We start from the raw sequence: 21,329 nt of genomic DNA on the forward strand, positions 1-21,329 counted from the left end.
ATTTGGAGCTGCGGCTCCGGGCTCGGGGCATTACCGAAGTTCACTTGATCGGCGTGTGCACCGACATTTGCGTACTCCACACGGCTGTAGACGCTTATAACAAAGGCTTCGCGATCGTCGTACACGAACGCGCGGTCGCAAGCTTCGATGCGGAAGGTCATGAATGGGCGCTGCGTCACTTCAAGAACGCGCTTGGCGCAACCATTCGCTAAGGGGGAGCGGGAATGATAGGCATATATAAGGACGACGGCCTCGCGCTGCACACGGATAAATATCAGATTAACATGACGCAGGTGTACTGGGCCGACAATATGCATCGCCGGAAGGCCGTGTTCGAGTTATTTTTCCGAAAGCTCCCGTTCGGGAACGGGTATGCGGTGTTCGCCGGTTTGGAACGGGTCGTGCAGTACTTGAAGGAGTTCCGGTTCACGGAAGACGACCTTGCCTACCTTCGCGAAGAGGGATACAAGGAGGCGTTTCTCGATTTTCTTAAGACGATCCGTTTCACGGGTACGGTGCGCTCGATGAAAGAAGGGGAGATCGTATTCGCGAACGAAGGCATCCTACGCATCGAGGCGCCGCTGGCGGAAGGCCAACTGATCGAAACGGCGCTTCTCAATATTGTGAACTACCAAACCCTCATCGCTACGAAGGCGTCTCGGATGAAGCAGATCGTCGGGGAGGAGGTCGCGATGGAGTTCGGCACAAGGCGCGCGCAGGAGATGGACGCCGCCATCTGGGGGACGCGAGCGGCTTATCTGGCCGGCTTCGACGCGACTTCGAACGTACGGGCGGGGAAGCTCTTCGGCATTCCTACGGCGGGGACGCATGCGCACGCCATGGTTCAAGCGTACCGAGACGAGTATACCGCTTTCCGCAAGTATGCGAGCGAGCATACCGATTGCGTGTTCCTCGTAGACACGTACGATACGTTGAAATCCGGCGTACCCAACGCGATCCGGGTCGCGAAAGAGTTCGGGGATCGAATTCGATTCAAGGGGATCCGCCTCGACAGCGGAGACCTTGCGTATTTATCGAAAACCGCGCGGAAGATGCTGGACGAAGCGGGATTCCCCGATGCCCAAATATACGCCTCCAACGACTTGGACGAAACGACGATCCTGAACCTTAAGGCGCAAGGCGCGAAGATCGACGTCTGGGGGATCGGGACGAAGCTCATTACGGCTTACGACCAACCGGCGCTGGGAGCCGTCTATAAACTCATTGCGATCGAGGACGAACACGGTCGGATGGTCGATACGATCAAGATCAGTTCCAATCCGGAGAAGGTCTCGACCCCGGGGATGAAGCGCGTCTTCCGGATCGTCAATCGGGAAACGCGGAAGGCCGAAGGGGATTATATCGCGCTCGAGCACGAGGAGCCGCAGCGCGAGTCGCGGTTAAAGATGTTCCATCCGGTGCATACGCATATCGCCAAGTTCGTGACCGATTTCGAAGCGCGGGAGCTATACGAAACCATCTTCGAGGATGGGGCGTTGACCTACGAATTGCCGGAGCTCGGAGAGATCCGCGCCTTCGTCCAAGCGAACCTGGATGTTTTATGGGCCGAGTACAAACGCACTTTGAATCCAGTGGAATACCCTGTCGATCTCAGCCAAGCCTGCTGGGACAACAAGATGCGCATGATTCGATCGGTATTGGCGAAGGTGGAAGCGAACGAAGACCGGGAGGGGAAATAGGATGCAGACGCGAATCATGGCCGAATTGAAAACGAAAGAATGCATCGATCCGTCGCAGGAAATTCGGGAGCGTATCGACTTCCTCAAGGCGTACTGCCGCCGCGCGGGCGGGAAAGGTTTCGTACTCGGCATCAGCGGCGGGCAAGATTCGACCCTTGCCGGGCGTCTCGCCCAATTGGCCGCGGGCGAGCTTCGGGAGGAAGGGTACGATGCGACGTTCATCGCGGTTCGACTGCCTTACGGGGAACAAAAAGACGAAGCCGACGCGCAAGCGGCGTTGGCGTTCATCGAACCGGACCGAACGATCGCGCTGAACATCGCGGAGTCGGTCGATGCCTTCGTTCGGACGTACCGTCAGGCGGCGGGAGGACACATTTCGGATTTCCAAAAAGGCAACGTGAAGGCGAGGGTGCGGATGCTGGCGCAATACGCGATCGCCGGCGAGCACGGGTGCCTCGTCATCGGAACGGATCACGCCGCCGAAGCCGTAACCGGATTTTTCACCAAGTTCGGCGACGGCGGGGCGGATCTGCTGCCGCTCTCGGGGCTTACGAAGCGCAAAGGGCGCGAACTGTTGATCCGACTGTATGCGCCCGAACGCTTATATCTGAAGACGCCGACCGCGGATCTGCTCGACGCGAAGCCGCAGCAAGCCGACGAAACGGAGCTCGGCATCGCGTATAGCGTTCTTGACGATTACCTGGAAGGGAAGCCGGTCGCCGGCGAAGCCCGGAAGGCGATCGAGAAGAGGTATGCCGCGACGCGGCATAAGCGGGAGCTGCCGGTAACGATGTACGATTCGTGGTGGAAATAAGCCATTGCCGCCGGCGTAGTCGTTCCGTTATAATAATCATATTTCTTACAAGGTGGTGATACGGATGGCAATCAGAGATTGCCGGATTGGCGGAGCCTCATGCAAAGCCTAAATTGGAGGCGATACTTTGCATGGGCTGACGGGATCCACCATTTCGCCCGACTCGGCATCTATCGTTTCTAATATTTGGCTTTGCACCTTATTCGCTTTCCAAACTATAAATAAGGGGCATGACGGCTATGCACGTACCATTTATTAGAAACCACCAATATAATTTTATTAAAAACCAGGCGAACGCCGTGCTTCATGCGCTCCGATCGGTCAACGACCGGAAGGTAGTGGAGTCCGTCCGCTATAGCGCGCAAACCAAAGTGGCGGAGCTGTTTCCCGACATAACGGACAACCGGAAGACGATGCTGGAATCGATTTCCGAGTTGAAGACGGCGGAAGACGTGCAGCAATATTTGCAGGCGCTCGAGCCGTATCTGCTTGCGTTTCCGCAAATGACCGAAACGCAAATTCGGAAGCTGTTTCCGAAAAACAAGAAGCTGAAGCTGCCCGACCTGTCGCAAATCGATTTCCGGTTCGTCTCTTACCTGAGCTGGACCGATATATCGTCTAACAAGATGTTCATCGTGTACCCGGAAGGCGGACAATTCGTCGGCGTAGAAGGCAGATTCACGGCGACGAATAAGAAAAGCTTCTGCTTCGTCTGCAATAGATTCGAAGAGTTGACCTTGTTTTCGGCCGTATCCAAGAAGAGACCGGCGAACGCATCTCCGGACTATTACAATTCGGTCGGCAACTATATCTGCATGAACGGACATGAATGCAACAAGAACTTGACCGATGTGACTCCGTTGGAGAGGTTTATCCGCTCGGTTCTTGGAGAGTAAGACAAGAAGGCCAACCGGTATTCGCCGGTTGGCCTTCTCTATGCACAATGATGTAAAATTAACTTGACATGATGGATAATCATGGTTACGATATGTATATCAAACTTTACATTATGTAAAGGGACGCATACAGGAGGCGTGGCCTATGACGTATCAAGAAAAGAAGAGCATCGTGTCGTTGATCGCCGCCGTGTTTATCTTCGGCGCATTCTGCTTGTACATGTACCCGCTGTACCCCGCAGGCGAAGCGGAATCGGGGGAAGCTTTGCGCTATTGGGGTTCTTTCGTGCTTTACTTAACCGTCTTTTCCATCGCGGCGCATCTCGCGATCGGCATCGCGTTCAACATCGTCTTTCGGATCACGACCGGGGAGAAGGAACCGTCGTTCGCGGACGAACTGGATCGGCTCATCGATTTGAAGGCGTTCCGCAATTCCTTTTTCATCTTTATCCTCGGCTTTCTGCTTGCCATGGGCTCGCTAGTCATCGACCGGCCGCTGCAAGTGATGTTCATGATTCTGATATGCTCCGGCTTCGTCTCCGAGGTGACCGGTTCCTTGACGAGGCTGTACCACTATCGGAGAGGTGTCTGACATGGGGAAGCATGTCGTCGGCAATCATATCCGGAAGTTGCGTTTCAACCACGACGAGATGACCCAGCAGCAGCTGGCCGATAAGGTAGGCGTCACGAGACAAACGATCGTCGCCTTGGAGAAGGGGAATTACTCCCCGTCGCTGGAGCTGGCGTTCCGCATCGCGCAGGCGTTCCGTCTGCCGTTGGAAGAAGTGTTCTTCTATGGGGAAGAACAGGGAATGCAGTAATCACATTGTAGATGGAGCGAATATGAAGACAAAACTAGAAAAACCGAAATTACCTGCGGAGCTGCAACCGCTCGAAACGATTCGCTCGCTCGAGTCGAAAGAGGTAATCAGCGGCGGAATGTTGGAGAACATCGCGATCGAAGGGCTAGAAGCGACCAGAGTTTCATTCGACAAGACGCTGCTGCGCAATGTAACAGTGACGGAATCGTCCTTGGAACAGCTCGAGCTTACCGATGTCGTCTTCGAAGGCTGCGATTTGTCCAATGTCGTCATGTCGGGAGCGTTCATGCTTCGATCGGAGTTTGTCGACTGTAAGCTCATCGGAACGGACTTCTCGCAGAGCAAGCTGCAGAACGTTAGATTCGTGAACTGTTTGAGCGACTATTCGAACTTCCGATTCGCGAATTTCAAACAAGTGAGCTTCGAGGACTGCTCGTTGGGAAGCGCCGATTTTTATTCGTCGACGATAAAACATTTACAGTTTATGCGTTGTAATCTGGACCAGGCAACTCTGAACGGCTCGAAGCTTACAGGGGTGGACCTTAGCGATAGTCGCTTCGACGTATTGCACGTCAATCTCGACGATTTGGAAGGTTGTACGATAGCGGCGCATCAGGCAGCGGCTTTCGTCGGATTGATGGGAATGGTCGTACGATAATCCGGGCGATTTTGGCGAACGGGTCCGGTTGTGGTACAGTGTGAGGACGAACGCGAAGGAGGAAGCCGCTATGTCGGAAGTGGAAGCGCAAGACGTTATGCCGCCGAAGACGTGCTCGATCGAGAAGCTCGTCACGAAAGAAGCGGAGATCCGGAAGATCGTAGCCGGCACGAAAACCGCGACGCGCCGCAACGGGCGGTACGCGGATATCGGGGAGACGATGACGCTGCAGGGGCGGGAGTTCGTTATCGAACGCGTGTATCGCCAGTCGCTCGGCGACTTGACGGACGAACACGCAAGACAGGAAGGCTACGACAGCGTGGAAGAATACAAGGAAGCGATCCTCTCGTACCACCCCGGCATGCCTTGGCTGCCGCACATGAAGGTGTGGGTGCATGAGTTCCGCGAGGTATGAGTATAGGGGTTGGACAAGGAAAAGGACGGCTAGTCATTCGATCCGAATGGCTTTGCCGTCCTTTTCGCTTCTGTCGATCTTAAATAATGTTAGAGAACTTCGAAAAAAATGAACATGTTCCTCTGATATGATGGGTAGAGGCAGGTTCGAAGATCATTGACGGGAAGGACTGAGGGAGCGTGGCGGAGGGGAAACGGATGCTCGATTCGTCGAAAGCGATTGCGGAGCTAATGATCGCCTGGAGGAGGGATTTCCACCGAAATCCGGAATTGGGGTACGAGGAACGCCGGACGTCCGGCATTGTCGCCGACCATCTAAGAAGCCTGGGTCTGGAAGTCCGAACGGGCGTCGGGAAGACGGGCGTCGTCGGCTTGCTGCGAGGCGCGGAGCCGGGACCGACGTTCTTGCTGCGGGCGGATATGGATGCGCTGCCGATTCCGGACGCGAAGTCGGCGCCGTATCGTTCGACGGTGGAAGGCAAGGCGCATCTCTGCGGGCACGACGCCCATACGGCAATGCTGATGGGAGCGGCGAAGCTTCTCGCGGAACGAGGCTTGCGGCGCGGCAGCGTCAAGTTCATGTTCCAACCGGCCGAGGAGGCGGGAGCGGGGGCGAAGGCGATGATCGAGGACGGCGTGCTGAACGATCCGTCGGTCGATGCCGCGGCGGCGCTGCACGTCTCGCCATACCATCCCCTCGGGAAGACGGCGGCATCGATCGGGCCCGCTTGGGCGGCGACCAACGGACTTCGCATCAAGATCGTCGGAAGAGGCGGACATGCGGCAAGCCCGCACCATACGATCGACTCGATTCCGATCGCGGCTCAAGTCGTTACGGCGCTGCAACAGATCGCCAGCCGACAGGTCGATCCGCTCGACTCGGTCGTCGTGACGATCGGGCAAATCAACGGAGGCTACGCCATGAACGCCATCGCGCCGGAGGTCGAGCTTCTGGGTACGGTGCGAACGCTGAACCCGAAGCTGCGCGAGCAGATGCGCGGGAAGATCGAGTCCATCGTCAAAGGCGTAACGGAGGCGTTCGGCGCACGGTACGAGCTTGAGCTGCGGGACGGGTATCCGGTCGTCGCGAACGACGAGGCTATGTACGAACGGTTCGCGCGAACGAGCGACGAAGTGATGGGCGCCGGCAATCGGGAGAAGATCCCCCCTACGATGGGAGGCGAGGATTTCGCCTTCGTCGCCGGACGCGTGCCGGCCGTCATGTTTCGGCTCGGCACCCGGAGCGGGGACGACACCGCCTACCCGCTCCATCATCCTTCGTTCGATCTGGACGAAAGCGCGATGCCGTTCGGCGCGGCGATGCTCGCCTCCCTTGCGATCGATTACTTGGAGGGGCTCTGATGCTGAACCTGTACAGCACGAAGCGGGATTTCCTAACGCATCCTTGCCATACGGCCGTCCTTCCCGTCGGCGCGATCGAGCAGCACGGCAGTCATCTGCCGGTCGGAACCGATGCGATCATCGCGCAAGAAGTCGCGTCCCGGTTGGCCGAACGGCTGGACGGGTACTTGCTGCCATGCGTAAGCGTGTCCTCCTCCATCGAGCATCGGGAAGCGAAGGGGACCGTCTATTTGCGGGCGGATACGCTCGCGCTCGTCATTCGGGACATCGCGGAGTCGCTCAGGTATACGGGCTTCCGCCGTCTCGTCGTATTCAGCGGCCACGGCGGCAATTGGATTTTGAAGCCGACCGTGCGGCAGTTGAACCGAGATTTCCAAGAACGAGGCGCGGCGATGGAGGTCGTTCTCGTTCCGTCCAACATCGCGTTGAAGCGGCAGCACGAGGTCGTGCGGCACGTGCAGAACGATCTCCATGCCGGGGAGAAAGAAACCTCGATTATGATGCACTTGTGCCCCGAGCATGTCGACGAATTCGTTCCGGAGCAGGACCATACGACGGCTCGGCAAGATTTCATGGATTACTTCGACGTGACGGATATTACGGAGGACGGGTATTGGGGGAATCCGGAGGATGCGACGGCGGAGAAGGGGCGGCGGCTTCTTGAGCTGACGGTCGATTGTACGTTGGAATTTTTGGAAGCGATCGATCGGGAACGGGAGCGAATCGCGGCGAAGGCGCGAGACGTACGGTGAAGCGCGAAGAAGAGAAGGCCCGAGTCATGGCGACATGCTCGGGCCTTTCCCTTTTCGAGGTAGGCGATTTTATTGATCGCTATTGCGCGGCGCGAGGCATTTCCGGATCCATACGAAACAATTGGACGTACAGAGCGACGCTAATAAGCGCGAAGACGAGAATCATGCCGAAGATGACCATCGGCGCCGCCCAGCTCGATAAAAATACCGTTATTGGCGACAAAAATTTGCCGATCGTATTTTGCAGGCTGTCGGCGCCCATATACTGTCCTCTGGCATGCTCCGGGGCATAGCGGCTGACGAAGCTTTGGGCGACCGGGGAACGTATCATTTCTCCGAAGGTGAATAGGATCGTAACGAAGAACAAGTACCATAAATCGCTGTTTACGCCGACGAGAAATGTACCGACGCCGGACAATAAGGAGGACAGAATGAACACATTCCGCTCTTTCCAGCGCCGAAACCATGTCGTGACCGGGAGAATAAACAGGACGAACAACAAACCGTTAAACCCGACGAGCCACCCGTAGATATCCATGCTCGACAGGACAAGCGGATCGCCTTTCCAGGCGAACATCGACTGGGCGGGAACCTCCTCGGTAACGTAGACGGACAGGTATAGGTCTAGCTGCATGATCGGAACGAGGGAGAAGATGCCTGCCGCGATGTAGATCAGGAACACCTTGTCGCGGAAGATAACGCCGTAGCCATGCCATTGCTCCTTGAAGACGCCGGCGAGCGGCTTCGACCGGTCCGGTCCGTCCGCCGAAATCGGAGCCGTCTCCCGAACCATGAAGTAGATCGCGATAAAATACAACAGCAGGACCGCGGCGCAGGTCCATAGCAGTTCTTGCCGGTAGCGGAAGAAGAAGACGGCCCCAAGCGCGGGCCCGAGCACCGCGCCGATATTGTTGACCGTCATGAACGTGGCGAAGACTTGGCGGCGGTGTTCCGCGGGAACCAAGTCGGCCACCATGGCGGAGCTCGCCGGTCGATAGACGGCTCCCCCGAGCCCCAGCCCGATAAACGCCGCGTAGTCGATCCAATGGGATCCCGACGCCGCGAACAAGACGAACATGACCGCCTGAAGCAGCGCGCCGAACAGCATGATCGGGCGCCGGCCGAACCGATCCGTCAACGCGCCCCCGACGAGGCTTCCGATCATGGCGAACAGGGGAGGGACGGTCATGAGAACGCCCGCGACATGATTGCCCAAGGCCGTCCCGAAATACACGGTAATGAACGGGAAGTACATCCAGAACAGCATGTTAAACAGCCCTTCCCCGATCAACCGAACTTTCATATTTCCATTCCAAACACGGATGTGCACGAAGGCCTCCTCGGTTTCGTTCGACGATATGCTTTCGATTTCCCGGCCGGGTATTGAAAATATAAGATATTCTTCAACGAAAATATAGACTTATATTTACCGTTGGTTTATACTAATAATATTGAAGTCGAATACAACTCGATGTAGTTGAACTGCTACATAAACCGAACGCATGTTCCGAGAAGGAATCGAATCCACGAGGATGCGTTTTTTTTTATAGATGGGGTATATTGCTTAGAACATTGGGCCATACTGTCAATTAGAGCACATGGATGTCTTCTGTCCACACCCCTTAACGCGAGAAATCATAGGTTGTCTCCACCAAGGAACGGTATGTAGGGTAATTCGATATTGCGTGTTCGGCTCTGCCTTCGCGGCAGAGCTTTTTTTATGCTTACGGAAGGAAACGGAAAGGAGCGAGCCGCGACGGCCCGCTCCTTTCCGTTCGGTCATGCCGAGTATAACAACGTCTGGGCGATGCCCACGAAATACTCGGATTCTCGAATAATATGATTGATGACGACGACGGCGGTCGGGTTGCTCTGCACCGGCGCGCTGTTTTCCTTGACATGCCGACAGAACTCGATAAATTGAAGGCTTTGATTCAAGCAAGCGTGCACCAGCTTCATAACCTCTTGGTGCAACGCGGGGGACAAGACGCCGCCGGAACGAACGACGGACTCGATGAATCGGACGACGGTTTGATGCGTCGCAGACAAGACGTTCTCCCACTGCTCCAACGCATCGACGTAAGGCTGCTCCAACCCTGCGACCAACTCGCGAATGACGACGGTATGTTCTTCTTCTTGATGCTTCCAAAACTCGGCCTCATCTAAGATTCTAAGCGGCATCTGATTGCCATAATAAAACTGCATCCCCTTCACCTCCGATCGATCCCATTCCACCCTATGAAGCCGTTCCGCCGATTAGAACGGCCGGACGCGCTCGGCCGGAGGGAGAAAGAAATTTCCGGATCGGAGGAGAAGTCGGGTATACTTCATGTATCGACAAATTCGCAGTCCAATGCAGGAAGAGGGGATTCGAAAGATGACAGATAAATCGACGCATCCGGATGTCGGATGGAACTTCGATAATAGCTATGCGCGGCTTCCGGCGGCGTTCTATGCCAAGCAGCCTCCCGTTCCGGTTCGTTCGCCCGAATGGGTCGTCTTGAACGAGCCGCTCGCGGAAGCGTTAGGGTTGAACGCCCAAGCGCTTCGATCCGCGGAAGGCGCGGAGACGCTTGCGGGCAATCGGGTTCCCGATGGGGCCGATCCGCTGGCCCAAGCGTACGCAGGACATCAATTCGGACACTTCACGATGCTGGGAGACGGCCGCGCCTTGCTCCTGGGGGAACAAGTCGATCCGCAAGGCGAGCGGTTCGATATTCAACTGAAGGGCTCGGGGAGAACGCCGTTCTCCCGCGGCGGCGACGGGCGTGCCGCGCTCGGGCCGATGCTGCGCGAATATATCATCAGCGAAGCGATGCACGCGCTCGGGATTCCGACCACTCGGAGCTTGGCGGTCGTGAAGACCGGACAGCCCGTCGTGCGCGAAGAAGAACTGCAAGGCGCGGTGTTGACCCGCGTAGCGGCGAGCCATCTTCGCGTCGGCACGTTCCAATACGCCGCCGGCCGAGGCGGGGCCGAAGAGCTGCGCGCGCTCGCGGATTACGCCCTGCAACGGCATTATCCGCAGATCGACGACGCGTGCGGGAACCGCTACCTCGCGCTCCTGCAAGCCGTCGTCGAGCGGCAGGCCGCGCTTGTCGCCAAGTGGCAGCTCGTCGGGTTTATCCACGGCGTCATGAATACGGATAATATGACGATCAGCGGCGAGACGATCGACTACGGCCCGTGCGCCTTCATGGACGCGTACGATCCGGCGACGGTATTCAGCTCCATCGACCGGCAAGGCCGCTACGCGTACGGCAATCAGCCGCCGATCGCCGCTTGGAATTTAGCGAGATTGGCGGAAAGCCTTCTGCCGCTGCTGCATGACGACGAAGACGAAGCCGTGAAATTAGCGGAAGGGGCGATCGCCGGCTTCGCCGGATCGTTCCGCCGGGAATGGCTGTCGGGGATGAGAGCGAAGTTAGGCCTCTTGGGGGAAGAGGCGGAGGACGAAGCGCTGATCGAAGAGCTGCTCAGCCTCATGCAGCAAGTTCGGGCGGACTACACGAATACGTTCCTCGCGTTAACGTTCGATCGGGGGGAGGAAGAGGCGCTGTTCGGCACCGCGGAGTTCGCGACGTGGCAGGAGAAGCGGAAGGCGAGATTGGAGCGGCAGCCGGAAGGGAAGGACGCCTCGATCCGGTTGATGCGGAACAGCAATCCGGCGGTCATCCCGCGCAACCATCGAGTGGAGGAAGCGCTGGAAGCCGCGGCGAACGGGGACTACAGCGTCATGGAGCGGCTGCTTCGCGTGCTTTCGACCCCGTACGCGCACGCGCCGGAACAGGCGGCATACGCCGCGCCGGCGGCGAGAACGGCTCGCCCGTACCGAACGTATTGCGGGACCTGACGCGCCCGGCGACGCTTGTCGCGACATTTGCGAATCCGACTCGCGGAATGGTATGCTTTTCCTGAAATGGACAGCAGAAGGAGCGGGATTCGAATGTATCGTAGCTTGAACGACTTTTTACAGGATTGGGCTCAGGAAGAGGCGCTCACGCTGAAAGTGCTCGAGACGTTGACGGACGCATCGTTGCCGCAGGCGGTATCGGACGGGAAGAGAACGCTCGGAGATCTCGGCTGGCACTTGGTCAGCAGCGTTAGCGGCATGCTCGGCGCCGGAGGACTGCAAGCGGAAGGTCCCGGGTTCGATTCGCCGACGCCGACCAAGGCGTCCGAGATCGTCGAAGGGTATCGCCAGGTGAGCGAGAAGGCGGTCGCGGCGTTGAAGCAGCACTGGAACGACGAGAAGCTGTCGGAGAAACTCTTGTTGTTCGGCTTCATCGATACGACGTACGGCGGTTTGTTGAACACGATCGTACGTCATCAGATTCATCACCGCGGACAGATGACGGTTCTTATTCGCCAAGCCGGCCTTGTTCCTCCGGGCGTCTACGGTCCGAACGAAGAAGAAACCGCAGCGATGCGCAAATAACGAAAAGACGACGCCCTCGGCTCCTCTTACGGAGCCGAGGGCGTCGCGCTTTTGCGGCGGCCGCTTCAGTGGAACGATTTCCAAAACGCCCCGTTCGCGTCGATCATGTCGCGCAGCTGCTCGAACGGGATGTGGAACGTCGGGAAGCCGGCCGCGTACGGCCCGATCTCGTACGGTTGGAAATACAGATGCAGCGCATTCGCCGTGACGTAGAACGGTTGGTCGGGCGTAATGCCCTTGTAGCTGTCCGGGAACAAGAAGTCGTATTGCGGGTCGGTTTTGATCTGTTCCCCGACGATGTCGCTTAGCTTCTTGGCGTAATCGCTCCCGGGGAGGAACAAGTCCTTGAGTTCGTAGAAGCGGCCGTTCTTCAGATCCAGGTGCGCGTAGACGAGCGTCGGCATGCCGTGCGCCGCTCCCCATGGGTAGTCGTACGCGTTGAATTCCACGACCAGAAGCGAACCGCGGAAAAACGGGATTTCGAAATCGCCCGTATAGCTGGATTCGAGCTGTCCGGACGGCACCGGCTTCACTTCCGCCAGCTCGCGGAGGCGTCGATTCGCTCGTTCCTGCGCGGCGGCGTCGGACATGCCTTCCACTTGCGGGTAGTAGACCAGATAATCGCGGTTCGGCTTGTATTTGAGCTCCTTCACGACGTACGGCGGCGAGAGCGGAATCGTCGTGTTCGGCGACCAGACGACGCTGCCGAGCCGCCGGTCGTAATAGAACGTGCGCTGGTCGATGTTCGCCTGGATGATGTCGCCGCGGCGCGTCAGCGTTCCGCTGCCGTCGAAGCGGGGGTAACCCGCCGCCGGCTTGCCGTCGCGCCCGATGAAGTACGTCTGGGACTCGTCGGACGCGGAGGTCAATCCGTCCTGGAAGTCGTTCACGGCGAAGAAGCGGAAGTCCGTCAGCAAGCGGCCGTCGGTCGCGTCGGCGACTGCGTACATCGACCCGATGAACGGCTGCTCCGGGTCGATCGCCCGGCCGAGCGCGACGCGGCCGTCGCCCAGCGGACGCACCTCGTTGTACTTCGGTTCGACGACGAACGCGCCCGTTCGGTCGATCAGCCCGTATTCGCCCTTGAAGTCCTCCGCGACGTTCACGACCGCGCGCCCTGCCTGGAACGGCCGCGCCTCGGCGTATCGCGGTTCGATGACGACCTTCCCGGCTTCGTCGATATAGCCGTATTTCCCGTCCGTTTCCTTCCGGAACGGCAGTAGTCCGTCTCCCGGGGCGCCGACGTAGTCGTAACGATACGTCGCCTTCCGCTCGCCGTTCGGCCCGATAAGCGCGTATTCCCGGTCGGCGACTTTCATGATCGCTTTCCCGTTCGCGAAGTCGCTCCCCTCCAGGAAGGTTGCTGGAATGACCTCGTCGCCTTCCCGATCCAAGTAACCGTAGAGATACTTATCTCCTTCTTGCGAGGAGAAGAGCGCGCGTCCATCGCTATACGCGGCGATGAAGGAATACGCCTTCTTCGTCAAGACGCGCCCGTTCTCGTCGACGATGCGAGCGCCGTCGCGGTCGAACGCCGTCGCTCGCCCTTCGGCGAACGAATCGAGCCATTCGTATTCCGCCGGGACGACGAGGCGGCCGGACGCGTCGATCGCGCCGTATTTGCCGCCTAATTGCACGACGGCGCGCGTATCCGCGAAGTCCGTCGCATACGAATATGTCGGCGGGACCCGCCACGCGCCTCGCTCGTCGACGAAACCCCACTTCGTGCCGCCGACCTCCTTCACGGAGGCGGGGAAGAGCGCCGCGGCGCGGGGTTCCCCGAGCGGAACGCGCATGCCGGCGGCCGTCGCGGCTGCCGTTCCCGCGATGCGGTTCCGAAGCGCCGTCAACGTCTCCTGGGACGGATACGGCGCGTCGATCGCGAGCGCGCGATCGACGGCGCGCAGCGCTTCGTCCGGATTCCCGGCTTTCTCCTGCGAATCGGCCAAGTAATACCAATACACGCGGTAGTCCGGGTGCCGCGCGGCGAGCTCGGCATAATACGCCGCGACCCGCCCGAAGTAATACGGGTATACGTCCGTCGCGGGGAGGAAGCGATTGCGATCCCAGCGCAGAACGTCTACCCGGTACGCTTCTCCCGTGTCGTGAATCCATAGGGCGAGCTCCGCTTTCCGAGCGTGCTCGGGAGCCCCGGGGAAGTCGCCGATCTCCAGACGGCTGTAGCTGAGGTCGACCGGCGCGAGGTCGACGAGCCCGTGCGGCGTCCAAGCGTAGACGGACAACTTCGACCATGCGGCGCCGATGCGCCAGCCGACGACCAGATTGCCGGGGTAACGAGCGACGATCGGCGCGATAAGGAACGCATCGACGTCGTAGCCGGGCCCCTTCCCGACGCCGACGACGCGCCAGCCCGACATGTACCGCTTCAACACCATGAGATACAGCCCTTGCCCTTGGCGGTACGCCGCAACGACTTCGGGCATGCCGTCTCCATCCAAGTCAGCCTCGCGGGCGAGCGCCTGCGGCGCTGCGCCGCCGCTGAACAGGAGCTCCGCCTGATAAGGTAAGTACGCTTGTACAAGCCGAACGATTACATCCTCTTGCATTCCCATGCCAACACCTCATTGTCATATTCGACACAGCGTATGTCGGGAATGCGGGTTTGGTGCCTAGAGTTACCGGTGCGCCGCGTAACGGTTCGCCTTGCTGAACCCTCGAATGCGCTCGAGCTCCTCCGGCGTCAGCGGCGGAACGGAAGCCGCAGCCAGGTTGCTCCGCAGCTGCTCGAGAGAGCTCGCTCCGGGAACGGCCGTCGCGACGGCCGGATGCGCTAACGGGTAGCGAACGGCCAGATGCGACATGGCGCCGCGGGCCGCGGAAGACATCGCTTGGAGCCGCCCGCGAAGGTCGAGCAGTTCCTCGAGCGTGTAATCCAATACCCCTTCGCTCGGCGTCTTTCCTTCCGCCAGAGCGCCGCCGGCCAGAGGTCCCCGGGCGATAACGGCGATGCCGCGCTCCTGAAGCAGCGGCAGGATCTCCTCCTCGGCCCGACGATCCAAGATGCTGTATTGGTTCATGACGCTGACGATGTTCGACCTCCGGGCGTATTCCCGAACGACGTTCGGCCGGATGGAGGAGATGCCGTAATATCGGATGACGCCCTCCCGACGCAGCTCCTCGAACGCTTCGATCGTCTCGTCGATCGGGTCGTCGATCGTACCGCCGTGAAGCTGATACAAGTCGATGTAGTCGGTGCCGAGCCGGCGCAGACTGTCCTTCACGGCGGAGCGGATGTAAGCCCTCGAAGGGTCCCATGTCCAGCCTTCGACGCCGGGAACGCGCCGATTGCCGACCTTCGTCGCCAGAATGACGTCGCCGCGTCTGCCCGCGATCGCCTTGCCGACCAGCTCCTCGTTGCGTCCTTCGTCGTACAAATCCGCCGTGTCGAGGAAGTTGACCCCGCGGTCCAACGCCTCGCGAACGATCGCGAGCGCCTTCGCCTCGTCCGTCCCCAACGACATGCATCCCAATCCGATTTCGCCGACCATTAGATCGGACGTCCCCAAGCGGTTGCGCTTCAATGTTATTGCTCCTTCCGGTTTATCGATCCTTATGTTCTTATTATAGTAGGAAAATAGATCGTCTTCGAATATCGGTGAGGAAGGCCCCCCGGCATCGAACCTTTCGGCCGAATCGGACCAATACATAGTGAAAGACGAATAGGAGGCCGGCCCCTATGAAGGAAGAGATTGAGAATCATATCCAGCATCTGAAGGAGGGAGACGAGCAAGCGTTCCGGCATATCTACGAGGCGACGAAGGACGAGGTGACTCGGACCGCAGCGTTCTTGGCGAATCGGCCGAGCGATGTGTCCGATATCGTGAGCGAGGTATATGTGGAGCTGATCCGCTCGATCGGTTCGTATAACGAGAAGCTGCCGTTCCGCCAATGGTTGTACGGCCTTACGGCGAGACAGACGGCGAATTGGAATCGGAAGGTATGGCGGTATTTCCGAACCGCGGAGAAAGAAAAGAGGTATCTATCGACGCCCGACGCCAAGATCCCCGAGGAAATCTGGCTCCGTAAAGAAAGGCGTCTGGAGCTGACGGACGGCGTGAGAAAATTGTCCGGCAAGCTGCGTGCGGTGGTGGTGTTGCGTTATTACCACGAGATGAGCTTTCCGGAAATCGCGGAGACGCTTGCCTTACCGATCGGCACCGTCAAGTCGAGACATGACCAAGCGTTGAAAAAACTGAAGGTTTGGACGGAAACGAAAACGGAGGAGAAGGAGTCGAAAGCGCATGTCTATTGATCGTCGATTGCAAGCCGAGCTTCGGCAAGAAGCACTGCAGGTGCGCGCCGCTCCCGCTTTGGACGCGAAGGTGTATCGTTCGGCGATCCCGGTCCTCGAGCGGAAGAGACAGGCCCGCAACTCACGGGAGCCGGGGCGCCGAACGTATTGGAAAGCGGCGATGATCGCCGCTTGTATCTTGATCGTTCTAAGCGGATTCGGCTACGGAATGCAGCGCTTATACCAGTTGAACGGGCATGAAGTCCGACTGCAGGTTTATTCCGATACGAGTCTGCAGCTTACGCGGATCGGCGCCGACGAGGTGCGTCGCGAGGTGGAGCGGGTGAAGGCGAAGCTGCCGGTCGGGGGGAGCGCCGTCGTCTATTTCGCCGCTTTCGCGGAGGAACGTCATCCGATGCTTAGGGATGTTCCAGGCGTCGGCGTGAGCCGCCAGGAGCAGGTACGGAATTGGACGGAGTGGAGCGGGATCGCGGAGAAAGCTTCCGTTTCGCTTCCCATCCCGGAACGGTTATCCGGCGGATTTTCGTTCGCTTCGGGGTTCATGGGTGTTCCCTTCGGAGGGCTGCTAGGACCAGAAGGGGCGCAGGCATTAAAGGAGTTGAAGAAGCTTGGCGAGAAGACGGGCGACCGCATTTTGTGGAAGGCGGTGGAGGCGGATCCGCTCGTCGCATCGTTCCTGACGACGGAATACCGGAATGAAGCCGGCGAACAATTATTTTTGACCGCCCAACTGCTTCCTGCGGGATCGGAGCTATCGCTCGCGACGAATGCCAAGGAGCATGCGGCAACGGCGTCGAACGGGACCGAGATTCAATACACAAGTTCGTATCATATGTTATCTCCGACGGGTACGGTTCAGAGTGTCACTTGGGTCGGCGGAGAAGAGGAGAAGCCGGTGGTGTACCAACTCGCCGCCGCTTCCGAACGATGGACCGCCGGCGATCTCGCATCCTTGATCGAGGAACTGATTCCATAGTTGTATACCTTGAAGACCGGGCGAGGAGGCGGCCGGTCTTTCGCTGCGCGCTTTACGGATGGCTTGTTCGTTCCGGGAAGGCTCGGCGCATCGGACGCACGAAGCGGAGAGGGTTATTGTCAGTATCGGAGTTCTTTAGTAACATGGGAATAATCGAGCCTCGACCGCGTCCCGCGCACAGAACCTGCTGTTGACAGAAAGTGAGGATGACCCGTGCTGAAGCTCCGCCACCTAGGTCAAATTCGAATGAGATCCAACTCGCTGTTCCTGCGATTGGTCGCGGGATTTCTTTGCATCATCCTGCTGCTCGTCTGTTTGACCTCGTATGCGCTTTCCGTGTCGAAGAGCAACGTTCGACATGAGATCGTGAGATACAATACGCTGATGCTGCGGAATACGATGGAAAACTACGAAAGCCACTTCGAAATCATTACGAAGCAGATGTATTTTTTCTACTTCAGCGATAATGTCCAACGGCTGCAAAGCGATCCCCGTTATACGTTTTTTCCCAAGGTCATCTCGGATATTTTGACGTGGGTGGGCAACCCGCAACTCTACATTAACAATATCGTGTTTTATTCTCAGAATAGCGAGCTCGGCCGGTTCGCGGTCGAGAAGGGGACGAGCTCGTCGAACGATACGATGTTCAAGGCGTTCATGTCGAGCGAACGGTATCCGCTGGAGTTCTGGGAACAACAATTCAACGAAACTTACACGCATCGAATGTTTCCCGCAGATACGTTCTATTCGAACATCTTTGAAGGACGGAAGGAAACGCTCGGGAATTACATCCCGATGGTCTTCAAACGCGCGGACAACCATGATTTCTACATGGTGGTTTTTCTAGACGCCGGGAAAATGTACAAAGCGTTCCATCAAGCGACGAACGAAGATCTCGTCATTTACGACGCGCAAGGTCAGGCGATTTACAATCGCGCGCCCGAAATGGACTACCCTTCATTGGAATCGCTAACGGAATCCGGGCCTTCCGCGTTCATAAGGGACGATAAATACCACTTCTACTTGAAGGACGCTGCCAGCGGAATGACGTACTTGCACCGGCTGCCGGTGGCGGAGATGGCGTCGCAGACGAAATTGAACTTCACGATGATCGCGGTCGTCGCGGCGGTGGTCGCGCTCAGCATCGTCATGTCGTTCTACCTCGCGGCGCGCATCAACAACCCGTTCCGCAAGCTCATCGATTCGATCCGGGGAACCGGAGACGGGGAACCGTATCGTTCGAACATCCAGGAGTTCGATATTCTCAGCAGTCAGCTTCGGGATAAGAACCGGCTGATGAAGCAATGGGCGTTCTTGAATCACTTGAAAGATATCCGCGATCACGAGAACGATCGGGCGAGGCTGGAATTTTGCGGGAAACCGTTCGTCTTCATCTTGTTTCATGTCGTCGAGAAGGGGAATAAAGTTTGGCCGCAAGGCACGTTCCAGAGTTGGCTATATTATATGAAGGTGTTCATCGAGGACAAGTTGAACCGATCGTTCCCGGACGCGCTCACGTTCCAGACCGAATACAACCAAATCCTGAGCATGGTATTCATCGAAGACGGAGACGAGCTGCATACGCTTCTGCGCGACATGAAGGCAGTGTTCGATCAGGACCGGGACAGCGGCACGATTACGATCGCGGTCACCTCGGTGTACGACAGCTCCGATCAGATGAACGCGGCGTACCGGGAAGTGAGGGAGCGGATCGGGGAGCGGCTGCTCGTCGACGAGACGCAAATCGTGAGCTCAGCGCCGAACGGTCCCGTCGAACTCGCGTTCACGCAGGAGCAGGATGTACAATTCCGGGCGAATGTCCGAGAAGGGAACGCGGACGCCGCATCGAATATCGTACGGAACTTCTTCACGGAATGGCGTTCCCCGGCGGCGACGGCCGCGGCGTGGCATCGGTTCGCCGAACGCGTGGAGGAACGAATTCGGCTCGCGGCCTTGGAGAGGATCGGCCTCCCGAGGCTGGACGAGATCTTGGCCAACGGCGCGGACAAAATATCGCGCTGCGTCACCGTGGCGGAGCTGGAGCGTCAACTCCTGGAATGGGTAACCCGAACCGCCGATGCGGTGCAGGAGAAGAAGACGGAACCGAAGGATGCGGTGACCTCGTTCGTTATCGATTACGTACAGAACCATATGGCGGAGGAGATTTACCTGGACGCGTTGGCCGAAAAGCTGAATCTAAGCAGCGGTTACCTGTCCACTTACTTCAAAGAGAAGACCGGCACCAATATCGTGGAGTATGTGAACGAGACCCGGATCCGGAAGGCGGCCGAGCTGCTCTTGGAGACGCGAATGAAGGTGCAGGAAGTGGCCGAAGCCGTAGGCTACCGCAACATCACGTCCTTCAATCGAATGTTTAAGAAATATACGGGGCTTAGACCCAGCGATTATCGCAAGGGCGACCACGACCGCCCGGACGGCGAGACGACGTCAGGATAACCAGGAAAACCCTGGGCCTGTCGTCGTTTTATCTTTTTTGGGGAAAAGTGAGCTTTTTTTCAACTATCCGAAAAAAGTGCAACCGACGGCAACAACGGCTTATTTACCCGCGAAGCGCTTGGCGTCTACGATGGGAGCAAGCGAGAGGGACGAGGAGCCCAGCGCGAAAATACGGACAAAAAAGGACGGGATCAGAAGTGAACAAAGGGAAGTTGACATTTTCGTCGTCGATCCTCCTGCTAGCCCTGTTGGCAAGCGCCTGCAGCGGAGGCGGAGCGGCTCCCAAGGAAACCGAGCCGACGGAACCGGCCGCGCAGAGCGAGCAGCCGGAACAGCCGGCGTTGCCCGAAGAGGCGACGATCCGCATCCTGACGGAAAACAGTACGGCTTGGCCTCCGAAGGAAGACTGGGGCGTGTGGAAGTGGGTTAAAGAAGAAACGAATATAACTGTAAAACAAGAATTGATGACCGGTCCGGAATCGCTGGCGCTCGCCATCTCCTCGGGCGACATGCCGGACATCTTGTCGGTATTCCCGAGCGACGTTTCGAAGTACGGTCCGCAAGGCGCGTTCGTCGATTTGTCGCAGCATATGGATAAGATGCCGAACGTGAAGGCGTTCCTGGACGCCAACCCGGGCGTGAAAGAACGCGTCGTCACGCCGACCGGCGAAATCTACAGCATCCTAAACGACGGCGCGGGCGAAGGCAGCCAGATGGTATGGTTCTACCGCGACGATATTTTCGCGAAGCATAACCTACAAGTGCCGAAGACGTGGGACGAATTGTACACGGTTTCGAAGCAGCTGAAGGAACTTTATCCAGACAGCTATCCGTTCATGTTCCGCCACGGCATCGGCACGCTGGACACGTTCGGACCATCCTTCAACTTCTATCCGGAAATTCATCCGGACCCGGCGGATCCGACGAAGGTTAAGTTCGGCCTCGAGGATCCGAACGCCAAGACGTTGGTAGAGACGCTCAACAAATTCTTGGCCGAAGAGCTCATCCCGCCGGACTGGTTAACGATGGACTACAAGGCATGGACGCAATTTATGTCTAACAATCAGGCGTTCATCACGGTCCAATTCATCGGTCAGATCGAAATCATGAACAACCAGCTGCCGGAAGGCCAGCATCTGAAGTTCATGCCGCCTCCAATCGGCGTAGGCGACAAGCCGTACTTGCCGCGCGGCGGTACGGAAAGCTACGGTATGGCGGTGGCTTCCACGTCCAAGAACATGGACGCAGCGTTCCGTTACCTGGACTATGTGTTCTCCGAGAAGGGCAAAGACATTCAAAGCTGGGGCAAAGAAGGCGAGACGTATACGGTCGTGGACGGCAAGCGCAAGTTCAACGACAACTACAAGGAGCCTAACGACCTCCGTATCATCTCCGGCATCCAGACGGCCGCGACGTACGGCTGGTTCGACTTCGACGCATGGCTGTCGCTCGTGAAGGAAAGCGAGCAAGAGGCATATGTCGAAGCGCCGAAGTATCGCCACCCGATCGCCTACTCGCGCGCCGCGCTGACGCCGGACGAAGCCGCTGCCATGGCTCCGCTGAACGATCAGATCTGGAAGTACTGGACGGGCGAAGTCGCGAAATTCATCTACGGCGAGCGTCCGATGAGCGAGTGGGAAGCGTTCGTCGCGGATCTCAGCAAGCACGGTCTGAACGAAATCAAGGCGACGTACCAGACCGCGCTCGATCGTCAAGTCGCGAATACGAAGTAAATTCGTAATAGGCAAGCCGCAGGGCCGGCGTTCTG

At 58.0% G+C, this 21,329-nt stretch carries 20 protein-coding genes; 16 read left to right on the forward strand and 4 right to left on the reverse strand.

Translation table 11 applies throughout. The features are described 5' to 3' along the window. From RIN49_RS20445 to RIN49_RS20490, 10 genes are all read left to right on the forward strand, one after another. The coding region (locus tag RIN49_RS20445; protein ID WP_309122005.1) for a cysteine hydrolase family protein at positions 1-212 on the forward strand (212 nt) is incomplete at its 5' end. Between the two features lie 12 nt (positions 213-224). Then, entirely contained in the window at positions 225-1,700 is a 1,476-nt protein-coding gene (locus RIN49_RS20450) for a nicotinate phosphoribosyltransferase (protein WP_309122006.1), read from the forward strand. 1 nt (position 1,701) lies between these two features. Then, positions 1,702-2,514, forward strand: coding sequence for an ammonia-dependent NAD(+) synthetase (gene nadE, locus RIN49_RS20455; RefSeq protein ID WP_309122007.1), 813 nt, complete (start codon positions 1,702-1,704; stop codon positions 2,512-2,514). Between the two features lie 239 nt (positions 2,515-2,753). Further along, positions 2,754-3,410 carry a FusB/FusC family EF-G-binding protein gene (locus RIN49_RS20460; protein ID WP_309122008.1) on the forward strand — a complete coding sequence of 219 codons (657 nt, stop codon included), beginning with the start codon at positions 2,754-2,756 and terminating at the stop codon, positions 3,408-3,410. A 145-nt stretch (positions 3,411-3,555) separates the two neighbouring features. Beyond that, positions 3,556-4,002 carry a hypothetical protein gene (locus RIN49_RS20465; RefSeq protein WP_309122009.1) on the forward strand — a complete coding sequence of 149 codons (447 nt, stop codon included), beginning with the start codon at positions 3,556-3,558 and terminating at the stop codon, positions 4,000-4,002. Between the two features lies 1 nt (position 4,003). Further along, complete coding sequence (locus tag RIN49_RS20470) at positions 4,004-4,231, forward strand: helix-turn-helix transcriptional regulator (RefSeq protein WP_309122010.1); 228 nt, start codon at positions 4,004-4,006, stop codon at positions 4,229-4,231. A 22-nt stretch (positions 4,232-4,253) separates the two neighbouring features. After that, on the forward strand, positions 4,254-4,889 hold the full coding sequence (locus RIN49_RS20475) for a pentapeptide repeat-containing protein (RefSeq protein ID WP_309122011.1): 636 nt from the start codon (positions 4,254-4,256) through the stop codon (positions 4,887-4,889). A 70-nt stretch (positions 4,890-4,959) separates the two neighbouring features. Next, positions 4,960-5,304: an ASCH domain-containing protein gene (locus tag RIN49_RS20480; protein WP_309122012.1), complete on the forward strand. Its 345-nt coding sequence runs from the start codon at positions 4,960-4,962 to the stop codon at positions 5,302-5,304. A gap of 197 nt (positions 5,305-5,501) precedes the next feature. Next, positions 5,502-6,665 carry a M20 metallopeptidase family protein gene (locus tag RIN49_RS20485; RefSeq protein ID WP_309122013.1) on the forward strand — a complete coding sequence of 388 codons (1,164 nt, stop codon included), beginning with the start codon at positions 5,502-5,504 and terminating at the stop codon, positions 6,663-6,665. Then, positions 6,665-7,417, forward strand: a complete 753-nt coding sequence (locus tag RIN49_RS20490) for a creatininase family protein (RefSeq protein ID WP_309122014.1) — start codon at positions 6,665-6,667, stop codon at positions 7,415-7,417. Before RIN49_RS20485 ends, RIN49_RS20490 begins: the two co-directional genes overlap by 1 nt. A gap of 79 nt (positions 7,418-7,496) precedes the next feature. On the opposite strand, the gene RIN49_RS20495 is transcribed toward RIN49_RS20490, so the two are convergent. After that, entirely contained in the window at positions 7,497-8,747 is a 1,251-nt protein-coding gene (locus RIN49_RS20495) for an MDR family MFS transporter (protein ID WP_309122015.1), read from the reverse strand. Between the two features lie 449 nt (positions 8,748-9,196). Then, a complete protein-coding gene (locus RIN49_RS20500; protein ID WP_309122016.1) occupies positions 9,197-9,622 on the reverse strand; it encodes a DUF2935 domain-containing protein in 426 nt (141 codons plus the stop codon). A 172-nt stretch (positions 9,623-9,794) separates the two neighbouring features. Between RIN49_RS20500 and RIN49_RS20505 the strand changes: the two genes are divergently transcribed. After that, complete coding sequence (locus tag RIN49_RS20505; protein WP_309122017.1) at positions 9,795-11,270, forward strand: protein adenylyltransferase SelO; 1,476 nt, start codon at positions 9,795-9,797, stop codon at positions 11,268-11,270. A 93-nt stretch (positions 11,271-11,363) separates the two neighbouring features. Beyond that, on the forward strand, positions 11,364-11,855 hold the full coding sequence (locus RIN49_RS20510; RefSeq protein ID WP_309122018.1) for a DinB family protein: 492 nt from the start codon (positions 11,364-11,366) through the stop codon (positions 11,853-11,855). Positions 11,856-11,920: 65 nt separating this feature from the next. On the opposite strand, the gene RIN49_RS20515 is transcribed toward RIN49_RS20510, so the two are convergent. Together RIN49_RS20515 and RIN49_RS20520 are read right to left on the reverse strand one after the other, a co-directional pair. Continuing rightward, positions 11,921-14,428, reverse strand: coding sequence for a WG repeat-containing protein (locus RIN49_RS20515; RefSeq protein ID WP_309122019.1), 2,508 nt, complete (start codon positions 14,426-14,428; stop codon positions 11,921-11,923). A 63-nt stretch (positions 14,429-14,491) separates the two neighbouring features. After that, positions 14,492-15,397 (reverse strand): aldo/keto reductase, encoded by a 906-nt coding sequence (locus RIN49_RS20520; protein WP_309122020.1) that lies wholly within the window; start codon positions 15,395-15,397, stop codon positions 14,492-14,494. 155 nt (positions 15,398-15,552) lie between these two features. On the opposite strand from RIN49_RS20520, the gene RIN49_RS20525 reads away from it, so the two are divergent. The 4 genes from RIN49_RS20525 to RIN49_RS20540 all read left to right on the forward strand — a co-directional run bounded on the left by RIN49_RS20525 (position 15,553) and on the right by RIN49_RS20540 (position 21,294). Continuing rightward, on the forward strand, positions 15,553-16,128 hold the full coding sequence (locus tag RIN49_RS20525) for a sigma-70 family RNA polymerase sigma factor (RefSeq protein WP_309122021.1): 576 nt from the start codon (positions 15,553-15,555) through the stop codon (positions 16,126-16,128). Continuing rightward, the gene (locus RIN49_RS20530) at positions 16,118-17,104 is read left to right on the forward strand and encodes a hypothetical protein (RefSeq protein WP_309122022.1); all 987 of its coding nucleotides are present in this window, start codon (positions 16,118-16,120) and stop codon (positions 17,102-17,104) included. Before RIN49_RS20525 ends, RIN49_RS20530 begins: the two co-directional genes overlap by 11 nt. A gap of 213 nt (positions 17,105-17,317) precedes the next feature. Next, positions 17,318-19,561: a helix-turn-helix domain-containing protein gene (locus RIN49_RS20535; RefSeq protein WP_309122023.1), complete on the forward strand. Its 2,244-nt coding sequence runs from the start codon at positions 17,318-17,320 to the stop codon at positions 19,559-19,561. A gap of 197 nt (positions 19,562-19,758) precedes the next feature. Further along, a complete protein-coding gene (locus tag RIN49_RS20540; RefSeq protein ID WP_309122024.1) occupies positions 19,759-21,294 on the forward strand; it encodes an extracellular solute-binding protein in 1,536 nt (511 codons plus the stop codon). Positions 21,295-21,329: the final 35 nt, after the last annotated feature.

Source organism: Paenibacillus sp. (assembly GCF_031177825.1).
GTDB lineage: Bacteria > Bacillota > Bacilli > Paenibacillales > YIM-B00363 > Paenibacillus_AE.